This window comes from Xylophilus sp. PBN-3R, from assembly GCF_057747805.1.
In genome coordinates, this window is sequence record NZ_CM173225.1 from 351822 (window position 1) to 368056 (window position 16235).

Annotated in this window: 16 protein-coding genes and 1 riboswitch; of the genes, 10 read left to right on the forward strand and 6 right to left on the reverse strand. The window is 64.7% G+C overall.

Features of this window, described 5'->3' with window-relative positions; all coding sequences use genetic code 11:
- Positions 1-138 precede the first annotated feature (138 nt).
- The 3 genes from AC3ANW_RS01710 to AC3ANW_RS01720 form a co-directional block, all read right to left on the reverse strand.
- Positions 139-948 carry an HAD-IIB family hydrolase gene (locus AC3ANW_RS01710; protein ID WP_488343483.1) on the reverse strand — a complete coding sequence of 270 codons (810 nt, stop codon included), beginning with the start codon at positions 946-948 and terminating at the stop codon, positions 139-141.
- Positions 936-1358: a GtrA family protein gene (locus AC3ANW_RS01715; protein ID WP_488343484.1), complete on the reverse strand. Its 423-nt coding sequence runs from the start codon at positions 1356-1358 to the stop codon at positions 936-938. The genes AC3ANW_RS01710 and AC3ANW_RS01715 overlap by 13 nt, the downstream gene beginning before the upstream one ends.
- 86 nt (positions 1359-1444) lie before the next feature.
- Positions 1445-3079, reverse strand: coding sequence for a peptide chain release factor 3 (locus AC3ANW_RS01720; RefSeq protein WP_488343485.1), 1635 nt, complete (start codon positions 3077-3079; stop codon positions 1445-1447).
- A gap of 93 nt (positions 3080-3172) precedes the next feature.
- A riboswitch (S-adenosyl-L-homocysteine riboswitch) is annotated at positions 3173-3244 on the forward strand.
- Between the two features lie 78 nt (positions 3245-3322).
- Between AC3ANW_RS01720 and ahcY the strand changes: the two genes are divergently transcribed.
- The 5 genes from ahcY (at position 3323) to AC3ANW_RS01745 (ending at position 8178) form a co-directional block, all read left to right on the forward strand.
- Positions 3323-4756 carry an adenosylhomocysteinase gene (gene ahcY / locus AC3ANW_RS01725; protein WP_488343486.1) on the forward strand — a complete coding sequence of 478 codons (1434 nt, stop codon included), beginning with the start codon at positions 3323-3325 and terminating at the stop codon, positions 4754-4756.
- Between the two features lie 21 nt (positions 4757-4777).
- A complete protein-coding gene (locus AC3ANW_RS01730; protein ID WP_488343487.1) occupies positions 4778-5536 on the forward strand; it encodes a TlyA family RNA methyltransferase in 759 nt (252 codons plus the stop codon).
- Positions 5533-6375, forward strand: a complete 843-nt coding sequence (metF, locus tag AC3ANW_RS01735; protein ID WP_488343488.1) for a methylenetetrahydrofolate reductase [NAD(P)H] — start codon at positions 5533-5535, stop codon at positions 6373-6375. Before AC3ANW_RS01730 ends, metF begins: the two co-directional genes overlap by 4 nt.
- The gene (locus tag AC3ANW_RS01740; protein WP_488343489.1) at positions 6372-6950 is read left to right on the forward strand and encodes a septal ring lytic transglycosylase RlpA family protein; all 579 of its coding nucleotides are present in this window, start codon (positions 6372-6374) and stop codon (positions 6948-6950) included. Before metF ends, AC3ANW_RS01740 begins: the two co-directional genes overlap by 4 nt.
- 154 nt (positions 6951-7104) lie before the next feature.
- Entirely contained in the window at positions 7105-8178 is a 1074-nt protein-coding gene (locus AC3ANW_RS01745; protein WP_488343490.1) for a porin, read from the forward strand.
- Between the two features lie 37 nt (positions 8179-8215).
- Here the strand turns inward: AC3ANW_RS01745 and AC3ANW_RS01750 are convergent, their stop codons facing one another.
- The gene (locus AC3ANW_RS01750) at positions 8216-9130 is read right to left on the reverse strand and encodes a 23S rRNA (adenine(2030)-N(6))-methyltransferase RlmJ (RefSeq protein WP_488343491.1); all 915 of its coding nucleotides are present in this window, start codon (positions 9128-9130) and stop codon (positions 8216-8218) included.
- Positions 9131-9367: 237 nt separating this feature from the next.
- Between AC3ANW_RS01750 and rplM the strand changes: the two genes are divergently transcribed.
- The 4 genes from rplM (at position 9368) to mdtD (ending at position 12306) form a co-directional block, all read left to right on the forward strand.
- Positions 9368-9796 (forward strand): 50S ribosomal protein L13, encoded by a 429-nt coding sequence (gene rplM, locus AC3ANW_RS01755; RefSeq protein ID WP_318632129.1) that lies wholly within the window; start codon positions 9368-9370, stop codon positions 9794-9796.
- A 10-nt stretch (positions 9797-9806) separates the two neighbouring features.
- Complete coding sequence (gene rpsI, locus AC3ANW_RS01760) at positions 9807-10199, forward strand: 30S ribosomal protein S9 (protein ID WP_488343492.1); 393 nt, start codon at positions 9807-9809, stop codon at positions 10197-10199.
- Between the two features lie 181 nt (positions 10200-10380).
- Positions 10381-10764: an iron-sulfur cluster insertion protein ErpA gene (gene erpA / locus AC3ANW_RS01765; protein ID WP_488343493.1), complete on the forward strand. Its 384-nt coding sequence runs from the start codon at positions 10381-10383 to the stop codon at positions 10762-10764.
- A 78-nt stretch (positions 10765-10842) separates the two neighbouring features.
- On the forward strand, positions 10843-12306 hold the full coding sequence (mdtD, locus tag AC3ANW_RS01770; RefSeq protein ID WP_488343494.1) for a multidrug transporter subunit MdtD: 1464 nt from the start codon (positions 10843-10845) through the stop codon (positions 12304-12306).
- Here the strand turns inward: mdtD and AC3ANW_RS01775 are convergent, their stop codons facing one another.
- Positions 12307-13422, reverse strand: a complete 1116-nt coding sequence (locus AC3ANW_RS01775) for an anhydro-N-acetylmuramic acid kinase (RefSeq protein WP_488343495.1) — start codon at positions 13420-13422, stop codon at positions 12307-12309.
- Positions 13423-13428: 6 nt separating this feature from the next.
- On the reverse strand, positions 13429-14787 hold the full coding sequence (locus AC3ANW_RS01780; RefSeq protein ID WP_488343496.1) for a peptidoglycan DD-metalloendopeptidase family protein: 1359 nt from the start codon (positions 14785-14787) through the stop codon (positions 13429-13431).
- Positions 14788-14989: 202 nt separating this feature from the next.
- Between AC3ANW_RS01780 and tyrS the strand changes: the two genes are divergently transcribed.
- Positions 14990-16222 carry a tyrosine--tRNA ligase gene (tyrS, locus tag AC3ANW_RS01785; protein ID WP_488343497.1) on the forward strand — a complete coding sequence of 411 codons (1233 nt, stop codon included), beginning with the start codon at positions 14990-14992 and terminating at the stop codon, positions 16220-16222.
- Positions 16223-16235 lie beyond the last annotated feature (13 nt).

The following is a 16235-nucleotide window of genomic DNA, read 5'->3' on the forward strand; positions in this document are numbered from 1 at the left end:
GATATTCCTGGCGTTGAAGCTGGATCGGTCGAAACACGTGTCGACCATTCTCCAGAAATCGACTCTAGAAATTGCCGGGTATCAACATCACAGGAAACCGAAATCAAAATCTTTCAGCCGAAGATAAATCCGCCGGCACTACGGTGCCAGGCGCGCGGCCAGCACCGTCGCGGCGACTTCCGCGAACCCCGTGCCGCGTTCGGAGGTCGAGACGTAGCGCGGCAGGCAACGCAATTTCGGCACGAAGCGCCGCACGTTGGCCACGCCGATGCTGTTGTCGAAGGCCTCGAACATCAGCTGGTCGTTGGTCGAGTCGCCGACGTAGGCCCAGCGGTCGATTTCGGTTTCCAGGTCGCGGCCCAGCAGGGTGCGCACGATCCAGCGTGCACCGACCCATTTGTCGTGGTCGCCGAGCCAGCCGTTGATGTGGATGCTGCTGACCGTGGCGTGCAGTCCTTCGGAGCGCATCAACGCAACGACTTCGGCGATGCGGGCGTCGTCGAGGTGGGTGAACTCGCTGTGGTCGATGGCGATGTCAGTCTCGCGGCCTGCCGAATCGGTGGCACGGACGGCGCCGGGAACCTCGCGCTCGATCCGTTCCAGCACCTGCTGCAGTCGCCGGAAATTGGTGGAGCGGGTTGCGGCATCGTCCCGGTAGTGCCTGGCGAGCGACACCGTGCCGTCGGCGGCGCGTGCCGAAACCAGCGCCACGGCGCCGTTTTCGGCCACCAGCGCATCGAGCGGCCAGGTTGTGGCGAATTCAAGGCTCCAGCCCACCGGACGCCCGGTGATGGCGATCCGGTGCAGGCCGGCGGATTGCAGGGCATGCAGCGCGGCGAGCGCGTCCGGCGTGATGACGCCTTCGGTGGTGAGGGTGTCGTCGATGTCGGTCATGACACCGATCAGGTCGCGCCGGGTCTGCAAGGGCCAGTCGGTCAATGGTTGCAAGGGGTGTGTTTCCTTCGTTGTCTGAAAACCATCCAGCGAGCGCTGCAAAAGTTGATCGCAAGGCCGGCCAGGCTTCCCAGCGCCACTGCTGCAATCGGATGCACGCCCGCCTGCAGGGCGAGGACGTAAGCCAGGTAATTGAGCGCCGCACCGGCCAGCATCGAGACGATGTAACGGGCGTACTGACGCCTCCAGCCGTGCCTCGCCGTGCAGGCCGGGTCTGCCGGTTCGAAGGTGTAGCGCCGGTTCAGCAGCCAGGTGACGGTGGCGGCGGCCCAGAATGAAACGACGCGCCCCAGGTACCAGCCCAGATGTTCCGCCGCCGCATACAGCACGGATGCATCGACCAAGAAGCCGACCGTGCCCACCGCCGCGAAACTCAGCAACTGGCAAGTCAGCCGGCGGCTCATGGGTTCCGGTCCTTGGTGAGGCCGCGGTGCAGCGGCACCACGCGGATGCCTGTGCTGCGGTCGGGTGTCGCAAGCATGGCGGGCGGTCAGCCGGCGTTCTGCAGCGCCAGGCCCGCATGCTCGCGCAGCGGGTGGAAATGGATCTTGGGAAAACGTTCCTGGGCCAGCCGAACGTCGTACGGGCTGGTGCACAGGTAGGCCAGCGTATCCGCTGCGTCGTGCGCCAGGCGCAGGGGGTAGGCGTCGGTGAAGGCGCGCAGGTCGGCGGCGTTGTCGGCGGTGATCCAGCGGGCGCCGGTGTACTGGCAACCCTCCAGGCGGATGTCGGCGTCGTATTCCGCCTTCAGTCGGTGCTGCACCACTTCGAACTGCAACTGGCCGACGGCGCCCAGCAGCATCGCGCCGCCCGCGTCGGGCTTGAATACCTGGATCGCGCCTTCCTCACCCAGCTGCGCCAGACCCTGCTGCAGTTGTTTGGTGCGCAGCGGGTTCCTCAGGATCACGGTCATGAAGAGCTCGGGTGCGAAGAAGGGCAGGCCGGTGAACTGCAGGGCCGCACCGTTGGTGATGGTGTCGCCCAGCTGCACGCCGCCGTGGGTGGTGAAACCGATGATGTCGCCGGCATAGGCTTCATCCACTGCCTCGCGGCGCTGGCTCATGAAGGTCACGACGGAGGTGGGCCGCAACTCTTTCGCCGTCCGCTGCACCTTGAGTTTCATGCCGGGCGTGTATTTGCCCGAAGCCATGCGCACGAATGCGATGCGGTCGCGGTGATTGGCGTCCATGTTGGCCTGCACCTTGAACACCACGCCGGCGAAGTCTTCGTCTTCAGGACGGATTTCCTTCACCACCGGCTGGCGGTTGACGAGCGTGGTACTGATGCGCGGCTGCGGCGACGGCGCCAGGTCGACCAGCGCATCGAGCACTTCCATCACGCCGAAGTTGTTCACGCCGGAGCCGAAGAAAACCGGCGTCTGCTTGCCCGCGAGGAAAGCCTGGCGATCCCAGGTGGGCGAGGCGCCGGTGGCGAGTTCCATGCTTTCCATGGCGACGTCCCATTCGGCGCCAAAACGTTCGCGCAGGGACTTTTGCTCGGTCAGCGGCACGGTCTCGAAATCCTGCGGCAGGCGTTCCGAACCCGACTCGAAAACCGTCATCGCCTGGGTCCGCAGATTGACGATGCCACCGAACGCCTTGCCCTGGCCGACCGGCCAGGTCATGGGAACGCAGGGCATGCCGAGTTCCCGTTCGATCTCGTCGAGGATGTCGAGCGGCTCGCGCACTTCCCGGTCCATCTTGTTGACGAAAGTGATGATGGGCGTGTCGCGCTGGCGGCAGACTTCGATCAGGCGACGGGTCTGGGCTTCGACGCCGTTGGCCGCGTCGATCACCATCAGCGCCGAGTCGACCGCGGTCAGCACACGGTAGGTGTCTTCCGAGAAGTCCTTGTGGCCGGGCGTGTCGAGCAGGTTCACCACATGGTCACGGTAGGCCATCTGCATCACCGAAGAAGCCACCGAGATGCCGCGCTGCTTCTCGATTTCCATCCAGTCGGAGGTGGCATGGCGGCTGGCCTTACGGGCCTTCACCGAGCCGGCGATCTGGATCGCGCCGGAGAACAGCAGCAGTTTTTCCGTCAGCGTGGTCTTGCCCGCGTCAGGGTGGGAAATGATCGCAAAGGTGCGGCGGCGGCGGGTTTCCGCCAGGAATTTCGATGACAAGGAGCTTCTCCGGAGGCGGTTTCCGGCGCTTGGTCGGCCGGGGAACGCAACCCATGATTGTCGCATCGGCTGCCGGCGTCCCTATAATTCGCGTTTTCCGAGGAGCGTTGCAGCGCCATCAGGCGTGAGGCTCGGAATTCATCAAAGCAACGACGCTCGCCCACCGGTTCCTGACGGCGAGCGAGTCTTTCGTTCTCGTGCGTCTGGTGCCGGTGGCTGATCCACCTGCCTACCGGAGCCACCATGAACGCTTCCCTCAAGACATCCAACCCAGCCGATACCGCCATCGCCGACATCACGCTTGCCGCCTGGGGCCGCAAGGAAATCCGTGTCGCCGAAACCGAGATGCCCGGCCTGATCGCCATCCGCGACGAGTTCGCCAAGGCCCAGCCGCTGAAGGGCGCGCGCATCACCGGCTCGCTGCACATGACGATCCAGACCGCGGTGTTGATCGAGACCCTGGAAGCGTTGGGCGCCACCGTGCGCTGGGCTTCGTGCAACATCTTCTCCACGCAGGACCACGCCGCCGCCGCCATCGCCGAAAACGGCACGCCGGTGTTCGCCATCAAGGGCGAGTCGCTGGAAGACTACTGGGACTACACCCACCGCATCTTCGAATTCGCCGGCAAGGGCGAGGCGGGCGAAGGCCCCAACATGATCCTGGACGACGGCGGCGATGCAACTTTGCTGATGCACCTGGGCCAGAAGGCCGAGAAGGACCTGTCGCTGCTGGCCAACCCGACCAGCGAGGAAGAACGCATCCTCTACGCCGCCATCAAGGCCAAGATCGCAGAAGACGGCACCTGGTACACCCGGAAGTCCGCCGAGATCATCGGCGTGACCGAGGAAACCACCACCGGCGTGCACCGCCTGAACGAGATGTCGGCAAAGGGCACGCTGCTGTTCCGTGCCATCAACGTCAACGATTCGGTCACCAAGAGCAAGTTCGACAACCTGTACGGCTGCCGTGAGTCGCTGGTGGACGGCATCAAGCGCGCCACCGACGTGATGATCGCCGGCAAGGTGGCCGTCGTCGCCGGCTACGGCGACGTGGGCAAGGGCTCGGCCCAGGCGCTGCGTGCCCTGTCGGCGCAGGTGTGGGTCACCGAGATCGATCCGATCAACGCCCTGCAAGCCGCGATGGAAGGCTACCGCGTGGTCACCATGGAATATGCCGCCGACAAGGCCGACATCTTCGTGACGACCACCGGCAACAAGGATGTGATCCGCCATGAACACATGGTGGTGATGAAGGATCAGGCGATCGTCTGCAACATCGGTCACTTCGACAACGAGATCGAGGTCGCCTCGCTCGAGAAGTACCAGTGGGAAGAGATCAAGCCGCAGGTCGACCACATCATCTTCCCGGACGGCAAACGCATCATCCTGCTGGCCAAGGGCCGCCTGGTGAACCTGGGCTGCGGCACCGGCCACCCCAGCTATGTGATGTCGTCGTCGTTCGCCAACCAGACCATCGCCCAGATCGAACTGTTCACCAAGCCGGACGCTTACGAAGCCGGCAAGGTCTACGTGCTGCCCAAGCACCTGGATGAAAAGGTCGCGCGCCTGCAGCTGTCCAAGCTGAATGCGCAACTGAGCGTGCTGACGGACGCACAGGCCGCCTATATCGGCGTGGACAAGAACGGCCCCTACAAGCCGGACACCTACCGTTATTGATCCGCACACCTCGACCGAGGCATGCGGGCTGATCAACTTCTCGTCGAACGTGGCATCGCCACCACGCGTTCGCAGGCGCAGCGGCTGATAGCCGCCGGCCTGCGCTGGCGGGTGGCGTCCGGTCCGTGGCGTACCGCGGGCAAGAACGGCGACGAGATCATCGATGGCGCGGAACTGGAACTGGCCGATGCCGCCGAGGCACGTTATGTGTCGCGCGGCGGTCTGAAGCTGGAAGCGGCGCTGCGCGAGGCGGCTGTATCGGCGGAAGGCCGCGCCTGCCTGGACGTTGGCCAGTCCACCGGCGGTTTCACCGACTGCCTGCTGCGCCACGGCGCGACGCGGGTGGTCGGTGTGGATGTCGGCCATGGGCAGTTGCATGCCTCTCTTGCACACGATCCGCGGGTACGGGCCTTCGAAGGCCTGAACGCACGGGCCCTGACGACGGCCGACCTGGACGATTGCGCGCCCGACGGCGGGTTCGGCCTGATCGTGGGCGACCTGTCGTTCATCTCCATGACGCTGGTGCTGCCGGCGCTGGCGCCCTTGCTTGCGGCGGATGGCGACCTGCTGATGCTGGTCAAGCCGCAGTTCGAGTTGCAGCCCGGCCAGGTCGGCAAGGGCGGCATCGTGCGGGACGCATGCTTGTATGCGGTGGTCGAGACACGTATCCGCAAGGCCTGTGACGACGCGGAGCTGGAGGTGCGGCACTGGCTGGACAGCGCCATCGTCGGCGGCGACGGCAACCGCGAATTTTTCATTCATGCAGGGAGGGCGCGATGAGCGCACTGGTTTCCCCGGTCAGTTTCGAGTTTTTTCCACCCAAGACCGCCGAAGGGGCCGTCAGGTTGCGCGCGGTGCGCCAGGCGCTCTACGCGCACCGGCCGGAGTTCTGCTCGGTGACCTACGGCGCCGGCGGCTCCACCCAGGAAGGCACTTTCGCCACGGTGGCCGAGATCCTGGCCGAGGGCATGGACGCCGCGTCGCATTTCTCGTGCGTGGGCGCCACCCGCGCCTCGGTGCGCGAACAGTTGCAGCAACTTCGGACCATGGGTGTCAAGCGCCTGGTGGCCTTGCGCGGCGACCTGCCGAGCGGCTACGGCATCGGCGGCGAATTCAACTATGCCAGCGACCTGGTGGCCTTCATCCGCGAAGAAACCGGCGATGCCTTCCACATAGAAGTGGCGGCCTATCCGGAAGTCCATCCCCAGGCCCGGTCCCCGCAGGCCGACCTGGAGGCCTTCGCTGCCAAGGCCCGTGCCGGCGCCGATACCGCCATCACCCAGTATTTCTACAACGTCGATGCCTACTTCCGGTTTGTCGACGATGCCCTGGCGATGGGTGTCGAGCTGCCGGTGGTGCCCGGTGTCATGCCCATCACCAGCTCGACGCAACTGCTGCGTTTCTCGGATGCCTGCGGCGCCGAGATCCCGCGGTGGATCCGGCTGCGGCTGCAGGCCTACGGAGACGATGTCGCATCGATCCGCGCCTTCGGGCTGGACGTGGTGACCGACCTGTGCGAACAGCTGGCCGCCGGCGGCGCGCCGGGTCTGCACATCTACACCATGAACCAGTCGGTCGCGCCGCTGGCACTGCTGGACCGGCTCGGTCGCAGCGAATGACGATGCCTGCGGCCCGGCTGTTGTCGGTGGTCGCCGCGCTGGCCTTCGTCGCCGCGGCGATCGAGGGCTGCGCGGTCGAAACACCGGTAAACCCGCCCCCGGCTTCCGCTGACCCGCCGGTCGCCCGTGCGTCGGCGCGGCCGCCGCTGGCACCGCTGCAACGCCTGCCCGAGACACCGACAGCCGGCGCGCAGTCGCGGGTCGCGGCGGTGACGGCCGACAACGCCGTCGACCCCGAAGAAGAGCGCGCAGCGCCGGGCGAGGAGTTCGAGCGCGGTGGTGCCTCGTGGTACGGCAGTCGCTTCCAGGGGCGTCGCACGGCCAGCGGTGAACGTTTCGACATGGCCGATCACACCGCAGCCCACCGCACCTTGCCCTTCGGCACGCTGATCTGCGTGCGCAACCTTGCCAACCGCGAAGCGGTGATGGTGCGGATCAATGACCGGGGGCCTGCATCCAGGCGCCGGGTAATCGACATCAGCCAGGCCGCGGCCGAAGAACTCGCCATGGTGGGCATGGGGGTCCAGAACGTCGCCCTGGAGCGCCCCGTCTCGGGGCAGACGCGCTGCGAATAAGTGCATACAAAAAGTGCATACGCGAGCGCGTGCGCTTTTTTGGAGATCTGTCGCACGGTTGTAATGAACGTTGGGCTGGCATGGGCTTTGCGTACTCGCTTACGAAATTTCACAAGCCATTCGTTTTTCATTCCCTTCAAGAGAGCCACACACCATGAAGAAGTCGCTTATCGCCGCATGCGTCGGCCTGGCCTGTGTTTCGGGCGCCCGGGCGCAGAGCACGGTGAACCTGACCGGCCTGGTCGACCTGTACGTCGCTTCGCAGAAGCAGCCCGGTGACACCGGCCGTACCAACCTGCTGGGCAGCGGCGGCATGACCACCTCGTGGTTCGGTTTCACCGGCACCGAAGACCTCGGTGGCGGCCTGAAGGCCAACTTCAAGCTGACCTCGTTCCAGCGCATGGACACCGGTACCCCGGGCCGCTTCACCGGCGACCAGTTCTTCACCCGTGACGCCAACGTCGGCCTGTCGGGCGGCTTCGGTGCGGTGACCCTGGGCCGCGGCCTGGCGCCCAACTTCCTGCCGACCATCCTGTTCAACCCCTTCGGCGATTCGTTCAACTTCTCGCCGCTGGTCCTGCACAAGAACGTCGGCCTGTTCAACGGCACCAACTGGGCCGCAAGCACCCCGGCCGACACCGGCTGGTCCAACGAAGTCATCTACACGACGCCCACTTTCGGCGGCCTGACCGTCAACCTGCATTACCAGTTCGGCGAGCAGAACAGCAGCACCAACAACGACAACCGCAAGAACCTGGGCATCAACGCCCTGTACTTCAACGGCCCGTTCGCGCTGACCGGTTACTACGAACATGACCAGGTCAACAACTACAACGCCACCGCCGGCACGCTGATCACCACCGGCACCGCGCTGGAGACCAAGAAGGACTGGCTGCTGGGCGGCAGCTACGACGCAGGCGTGGTGAAGGGCTTCCTGACCTACGGCCAGACCAAGGCGGACGTCAGCGCCGTGGAGTTCAAGACCACGCAGATCGGTGCCTCAGCCCCGATCGGCGCCGGCAAGCTGCTGGCCAGCGTCGCCAGCACCAAGCTGGACAACAACGCCGCCACCGTGCCCGGCAAACGCGTGACCGCGACCATCGGCTACGACTACTTCCTGTCGAAGCGCACCGATGTCTATGCCAATCTGATGTACGACAAGCTGACCGGCAACATCAACTACAGCAAGGGCAACAGCGTTGCCGTGGGTATCCGCCACCGCTTCTGATCGATACCGCCCGGCAAGGGCGGCGGACCGGAAAGGTTCAGCCGCCCGATTCGAGCGTGAACGAGGCCCTGGAGTCCTGCTCCAGGGCTTTTTTCATTTGCGGCAGTGCTTCGGCCAATTGCTCCTTCAGGGTGAAGGGCGGGTTGACGATGAACATGCCGCTGGCCGGCAGGCCCGGCCGTTTGTGGTCCACGCCCGGCAAGGCGACGGGCGGAGCCGTGGTGCCGCCCTTTACGGTAAGGGTTGCATGCAGCCAGGGTTTGCGTGCCTGGTTGGACAAGGTCTTGAGGCGGCGCGGCAGGTCGTGTGCCTCGGCGCGTCCGATGATCGGATACCAGACGGCATAGGTGCCGGTCGAAAACCGTTTGAGACCGTCGGCCACCATGGCGGCCGCGTGGCCGTAATCGGCCTTCATCTCATAGCTCGGGTCGCACAGCACCAATGCGCGACGGGCCGGCGGCGGGATGAATTTCTTCAGGCCTTCGAAGCCGTCTTCGCGGAGGACTGCCACGCTGCGGCCGACATCCAGCTGGGCGATGTTGCCGGCCAGGGCGCGGGCATCCGTGGGGTGCAGCTCGAACAGCTTGATGCGGTCGCGGTCACGTTCGCGCAGCAGGCGCTGCGTCACGAACGGCGAACCGGGATAGACCGTTGCGCCGTCGCCACGGTTGAATTCGGCCACCAGCGACAGGTAGTCACGCAACAGGGCGGCGGGTTCCGGCGCCCCCGCGGCTGCAAAAAAAGCGCGCAGCCGGCCGATGCCTTCGAGGGACTCGCCGCTCTTGGTGGCGTAGTCGCCGTCGAGCCGGTAGAGGCCGGCTCCGGCGTGGGTGTCGATCACCGTCAGCGCCGCCTCCTTCTGCACCATGTATTGCAGGATGCCGATCAGCGTCGTGTGCTTGAGCACATCCGCATGGTTACCGGCGTGGAAGGCGTGTCGATAGCTGAACATAAGTGTCGATGGTAACCAGCGAAAAGGCTGCTTGCTCCCTTGCTGGATAACTTTCTATAATGGAGGGCTTCGCAGCGTTTGGCAGGTCCCGCGGCGAAGCTTGTGGATCTGTTCTGGAACGTTCTTTCAAAAGTTCGTGGAAAAAGCAGTTTCGCTGCCCCCGCCTAAGAGGTTTCCTTCAGAGAAACGCCGACCGCGGAAAAGGACCAATGCCGAAACTCACTCGAAAGCATGCAAATGTCTACATTCAGCGCAAAACCCGCTGACGTGGTGCACGAGTGGTTTGTGATTGACGCGACCGACAAGGTCCTCGGACGGGTAGCCAGCGAAGTTGCCCTCCGTCTGCGCGGCAAACACAAAGCCATTTATACGCCTCACGTCGACACCGGCGATTTCATCGTCATCGTCAACGCAGCCAAGCTCAAGGTCACCGGCACCAAGTCCCTGGACAAGGTGTACTACCGTCACTCGGGCTATCCCGGCGGCATCACTGCCACCACCTTCCGCGATCTGCAAGCCAAGCACCCTGGCCGCGCACTCGAAAAGGCCGTCAAGGGCATGCTGCCCAAAGGTCCGCTCGGCTACGCCATGATCAAGAAGCTCAAGGTCTACGGCGGCGCGGAACATCCGCATACCGCCCAGCAGCCGCAAGCGCTGGAAATCTGAGGAGCCCCGAATGATTGGTGAATGGAACAATGGCACCGGCCGTCGCAAATCCAGCGTCGCCCGTGTGTTTATCAAAAAAGGCACCGGCAAGATCACGGTCAACGGCAAGGACGTGCAAGCGTACTTCGGCCGCGAAACCTCGATCATGATTGCCAAGCAGCCCCTGTTTTTGACCAACCATGTCGAAACTTTCGACATTCAGGTCAACGTGCATGGCGGCGGTGAATCCGGTCAAGCGGGTGCAACCCGCCACGGTATCACCCGTGCCCTGATCGATTGGGACGCGACCCTGAAGCCCGTGCTGTCCGCAGCCGGCTTCGTGACCCGCGATGCCCGTGAAGTCGAACGTAAGAAGGTCGGCTTCCACGGCGCCCGTCGTCGCAAGCAATTCTCGAAGCGTTAATTCGTCTTCGAACATTGTTGCAAAAACCGCCCTCGTGGCGGTTTTTGCATTTATGAGTTGCCGTGACGCGCGCCGGCATCGCCCTGGCGGCCGGGCGGCCATCGTGTAACGCTCAGCTTGAAATCGCCAATCTTGCTAGCATGTCCCCCTTGCGAATCGCACATCCCCACGGAGTCCCCACATGAGCGCTGTTGCCGAAGCCATCTCCCCCGACACCATTTCCGCTCCGGCCATGCCCGAGCCGATCCTGTTCACCGACAGCGCCGCGGCCAAGGTGGCGGACCTGATCGCCGAAGAAGGCAACCCCGACCTGAAGCTGCGAGTGTTCGTGCAGGGCGGCGGCTGCTCCGGTTTCCAGTACGGCTTCACCTTCGATGAAGTGACCAACGAAGACGACACCACCATGACCAAGAATGGTGTGTCGCTGCTGATCGACGCCATGAGCTACCAATACCTCATCGGTGCCGAAATCGACTACAAGGAAGATCTCCAGGGCGCCCAGTTCGTCATCAAGAATCCGAACGCAACCTCCACCTGCGGCTGCGGATCTTCGTTCTCGGCCTGATCTTGTCGACGCCCTTCGGGGCGTTTATTGTTTGTGGGTTTACTGGCCGCCGCGAGGCGGCCTTTTCGTTGCCTCGCCATGCAGCCCGATACCAGCAATCCGCTTTCCAAGGCCCCCACGGCCTCCACCGCCGTCGCCCGCAGCTACAAACCGCTGCTGTGGCTGGTGGCCGCCGGGTTCTTCATGCAGACGCTGGACACCACCATCGTCAACACCGCGCTGCCTTCGATGGCGCGCAGCCTTGGCGAAAGCCCGCTGCGCATGCAGTCGGTGGTGGTGGCTTATTCGCTGGCGATGGCCATGCTGATACCGGCTTCCGGCTGGATCTCGGACCGATTCGGCACCCGGCGGGTGTTTTTCTGCGCCATCCTGACCTTCGCCCTGGGATCGTTGTGCTGCGCGTTCTCGCGCAATCTGGGTGAATTGGTCGCCTCGCGGGTGTTGCAGGGGCTGGGCGGTGCGCTTCTGTTGCCGGTAGGTCGGGCGGCCGTGCTGCGTGGTGTGCCCCGGTCGCAGTTCCTGCAGGCCATGAGTTTCGTGGCCATTCCCGGGTTGGTGGGGCCGCTGCTGGGGCCCACGCTGGGCGGCTGGCTGGTGCAGTACACCAGCTGGCACTGGATCTTCCTGATCAACCTGCCGGTCGGCCTTGTCGGCTGTATCGCCACGCTGATGATCATGCCGGACGGTCGGGCGTCGAAGCCGGGCCGCTTCGATCTGGTCGGCTACTTCTGGCTGGCGTTCGGCATGGTGGCGGTTTCGCTTTCGCTCGACGGTGTGACCGAACTGGGTCTGCCGCAGGTCACCGTGGTGCTGTTGCTGGTGTTCGGACTGGCCAGCCTGGCTGCCTACTGGCTGCATGCACTGCGCCGGCCGGATCCCTTGTTTTCGCCGGCGCTGTTCTCGGTACAGTCGTTGCGCGTCGGTTTGCTAGGCAATCTGTTCGCCCGGGTCGGCAGCAGTTCCATGCCGTTCATGGTGCCGTTGCTGCTGCAGGTCGGGCTGGGTTTTTCGCCGCTTCACGCCGGCATGATGCTGCTGCCCGCCGCTCTTGCCGGCATGGCGATGAAACCAGTCGCCGCACGTTTCATCGAACATTGGGGTTACCGCAAGGTCCTGGTCGGCAACACGGTGGCGGTGGGGCTGTCGATGGTGTCGTATGCATTCATCGGCCCGGACCAGCCCGTGTGGCTGCGCCTGGTGCAATTCGCGTTTTTCGGTGCGGTCAACTCGATGCAGTTCACCGCCATGAACACCGTCACCCTGAAAGATATGGAAGGCCCCCTGGCCGGCAGTGGCAGCAGCCTGTTGTCGATGGTGCAGATGCTGGCCATGGGCATGGGTGTCGCCTGTGCCGGGGCCGTGCTGGCGGGTTTTACCCAGCGATACGGCAGCGGCACGCTTGAAGCGTTCCACGCCACCTTTGCGACGATGGGACTGATCACGATGGCCTCGGCGTGGATCTTCTGGCAGCTGGAGCCGGAAACCGCTGCGACATCCGCAGAGGTGAAGGCGGTCGATGCCGACACCGTCGACCGCGCCTGATCAGGCCGGATAGACGGCGCCCAATACCCTCGGGCCGTGTGCGCCGGTCGCTGCCGGCAGGTTGCCCGGCAGGCGTTCGATGCAGCGCTGCGCCAGCCAGGCGAAGGCGGTGGCCTCGACCTGCAGCGGCGGCAGGCCGGCGTCTTCGCTGGAGGTGACCTCGATGCCAGGCAAGGCGTCGGCCAGGCCGCGCATGAGGGCTTCGTTGAGCGCACCACCCCCGCACACATACAGCGTGCGCGTGCCGGGCGCGGTCGCCAGCAATGCCTGGCCGGCGGTGGTGACCGTCAGTGCCGCCAGCGTGGCCTGCACGTCGGCCGGCGTGAGGTCGCCGAACCCGGCAAGCCGCGCGTCGAGCCACGCGGGGTTGAACAGGTCGCGCCCTGTGCTCTTGGGTGGCGACAGTGCGAAGAACGGTTCGTCCAGGAGTGCCCGGAGCAGCGCCTGGTTCACACGACCCGACGCTCCCCACACACCGCCTGCGTCGTAATCCCGCCCGGTGTGTCGCTGGCACCAGAAATCCAGCAACGCATTGGCCGGGCCGCAATCGAACCCCGATGGTCCGCCGTGCGCCGGCAGCAGGCTCAGGTTGGCGATGCCGCCCAGGTTCAGCAGTGCAACATCGCTTCGGCCGTGGCCGAACCATTTCTGGTGAAAGGCCGGAACCAGCGGAGCGCCCTGGCCGCCAGCGGCCACGTCACGGCTGCGGAAGTCGGCCACCACGTCGATGCCTGTCCATTCGGCCAGTAGCGCGGGGTTCTGCAATTGAAGGGTGTAGCCGGTGCCGTCGAATCCTTGTGGCTGGTGGCGCACTGTCTGGCCGTGTGCGCCGATGGCGACGACATCGGCACGGGCCGCAGCGCCAGACGCCAGCAGGGATTCGACGACCTGCGCATACAGGCGGGACAACGCGTTGCCGGCCAATGCCGCACGGTGCAGTTCGTTGTCGCCGGGCGTGTTCAGGGCGAACAGCTCGGCCTTGAGTCCGGCAGGCATGGGCGCGCTGTCGAAAGCCAATACGCGGGGCGGTCTGCCGGCGGAAAGGTCGCACAGCACACCGTCCACGCCGTCGAGCGAGGTGCCCGACATCAGCCCGATATAACAGCTGCCGGGCACGAAGGATCAGTTGGCGATGGCGACCGACTGCAGCCCGGCTTCGAGCTGCATGCGGGTGGCGGCGGCCAGCTTGCCGAATGCCGGCTTGTCGGCCGCACCGAGTTCGACCGCTTCGCTCTGGCGAGCCATCACCATCGGGTCCTTCTGCACGCCGCCTACCCGGAATTCGAAATGCAGATGCGGGCCGGTCGCCCAGCCGGTCTGGCCGACCAGGCCGACGTTCTGGCCCTGCGAAACCTTCTGGCCGCGGGTGACGTTGATCTTGCTCAGGTGCGCATAGACCGTCATGTCGTTGCCGCGGTGTTTGATCATGACCACGTTGCCGTAGCCGTTCTGCTGGCCGGCGAAGTCGATCACACCATCGCCGACGGCTCGCACCGGTGTCCCGCTGGGCGCCGCGAAATCGGTGCCAAGATGCATGCGCCACTGCTGCAGGATGGGGTGGAAACGGTTGGAGAAACCGCTGGAAACCCGGCTGAACTCCAGCGGTGCGCTCAGGTAGGCTCGATTGGCGCTCTTGCCGTCCATGCTGAAGTAGGTGCCCTTCTGGCCCTTGGGTTCGTACCACAGTGCGGCATAGGCGCGGCCGTCGTTGACGAACTCGGTGCTGAGCACGCGGCCTGCACGAATCACTTCGCCTTCGGCTTCGATGGTCTCGTAGATGACCGAAAAACGGTCGCCCTTGCGCAGGTGACGGCGGAAATCGATGTCGTTCGAGAAGATTTCCGCGACCTGGTTGGCCACGCTTTCCGGAATGCCGGATTCGTCGGTGGCGGCCAGCAGGGAACTGTTGATGGTGGCGCTGGCCAGCCGGCTGGAAACCGTGGTCGGCACCGTGGCGATGCTGGTGGTGAAACCCTTGTCGGCCTTCCCGGTTTTCTCGATCACCAGTTTCTGGACCTGCTGGGCATCGTCGCCGCCCCAGCGCACGGTCAGGCGCAGCAGGCTGTTGGTGTCCGATGCCTCGGCAGAAACCAGGCGGCCCGACCGGCCGAACAAGGCCTGGCGGGCTTGCGGATCGTTGCGCAGGTAGGCGGCGGCGGCAGCATCGACAATGCCCAGCCGGCGCAGCAGCGCTTCGGCCGAATCGCTGCTGCGGGTGGTTTCGCTGCGATACAGCCGCATCGGCGGCCGCTCTACTTCGGCGAGGTCGCCGTTGAAAGCGAGCGGCTGGACCGAATGCAGGATCTGTCTGACAGGCAGGTCGGACGGATCGGGTGCGTAGTTGGCGACGGCGAACGCGCCGCCTCCGCCGCACAAGAGCAGGGTGCCGAGAGCAGCGCCGATGCGCCGTGGATGTTGCTGGATGCCGTTGGCGACGCGCTGCAACACTGCATGCGCGACGGCCTGAAAACCGTTGTTCAAAGGAGCTGTCCCCGAGTGAAACCGCTGATGCACCGGCCGCGGCGCATGGTGGCCTGCGGTGTTACGGTGAGCGAAGAGGAGGTGTTCTTTGCCGTCCTCGGCAAAAAATCCGGGCGCAAAAACCGGGCCACTTAAAATGCGGGAGAGCCGGCTGCGGCGAAGTATAGCGGCGCTCACTTTTGAGACGTCCGAAAAAACCCTTATGAATCAACCTTCTGTTACACAGGACACCGTCTCGGATGGTGTAGGACGAGCGCTCGAAATCTCGCTGCGCGGCGCCGACGAACTGCTTCCGCGCGCCGAGTGGGTGCAGAAACTTCAGCGCTCGGAAACCACCGGGGTGCCGTTGCGCATCAAGCTGGGGCTGGACCCGACCGCGCCGGACATCCATTTCGGACACACGGTGGTGCTCAACAAGATGCGTCAGTTGCAGGACCTGGGGCACAACGTGATCTTCCTGATCGGCGATTTCACCAGCACCATCGGCGATCCGTCCGGCCGCAACAGCACCCGTCCGCCGCTGACACGCGAACAGATCGAGTCCAACGCCGAAACCTATTACCGCCAGGCCAGCCTGGTGCTGGATCCCGCGCGCACCGAGGTCCGCTACAACAGCGAATGGTGCGATGCGCTGGGCGCGCGCGGCATGATCCAGCTGGCTTCACGCTACAACGTGGCCCGCATGATGGAACGGGAAGACTTCCACAAGCGCTACACCACCGGCCAGTCGATCGCGGTGCACGAGTTCCTCTACCCGCTGATGCAGGGCTACGACTCGGTGGCGCTCAAGGCCGACCTGGAACTCGGCGGCACCGACCAGAAGTTCAACCTGCTGATGGGCCGCCATCTCCAGGCCGAGTACGGCCAGGAACCGCAATGCGTGCTGACGATGCCGCTGCTCGAAGGCCTGGACGGCGTCGACAAGATGTCCAAGAGCAAGAACAACTACATCGGCATCTCGGAAGAGCCCAACACCATGTTCGCCAAGGTGCTGTCCATCTCCGACACCCTGATGTGGCGCTGGTACCTGCTGCTGAGCTTCAGGTCCATCGCCGAGATCGACGCCCTCAAGGCCGAGATCGCGGCAGGTCGCAACCCCAAGGACGCCAAGGTGGCACTGGCCCGCGAGCTGACCACACGTTTCCACAGCGCGGCCGCGGCCGATGCGGCGGAACTCGATTTCCAGCAGCGCAGCAAGGGCGGCGTGCCGGATGAAATCCCCGAGGTGAGCCTGTCTGGCGCGCCGCTGGGCATCGGGCAGTTGCTCAAGCAGGCCGGCCTGGCGCCTTCGACATCCGAGGCCAACCGCCTGCTGGACGGCGGCGGCGTGCGGATCGATTCGGTGGTGATCAGCGATAAGGGCCTGAAGCTCGAAGCCGGCAGCTACGTGGTGCAGGTCGGCAAACGCAAGTTCGCCCGCGTGATGCTGGGCTGAAGGTCGGTAGTCG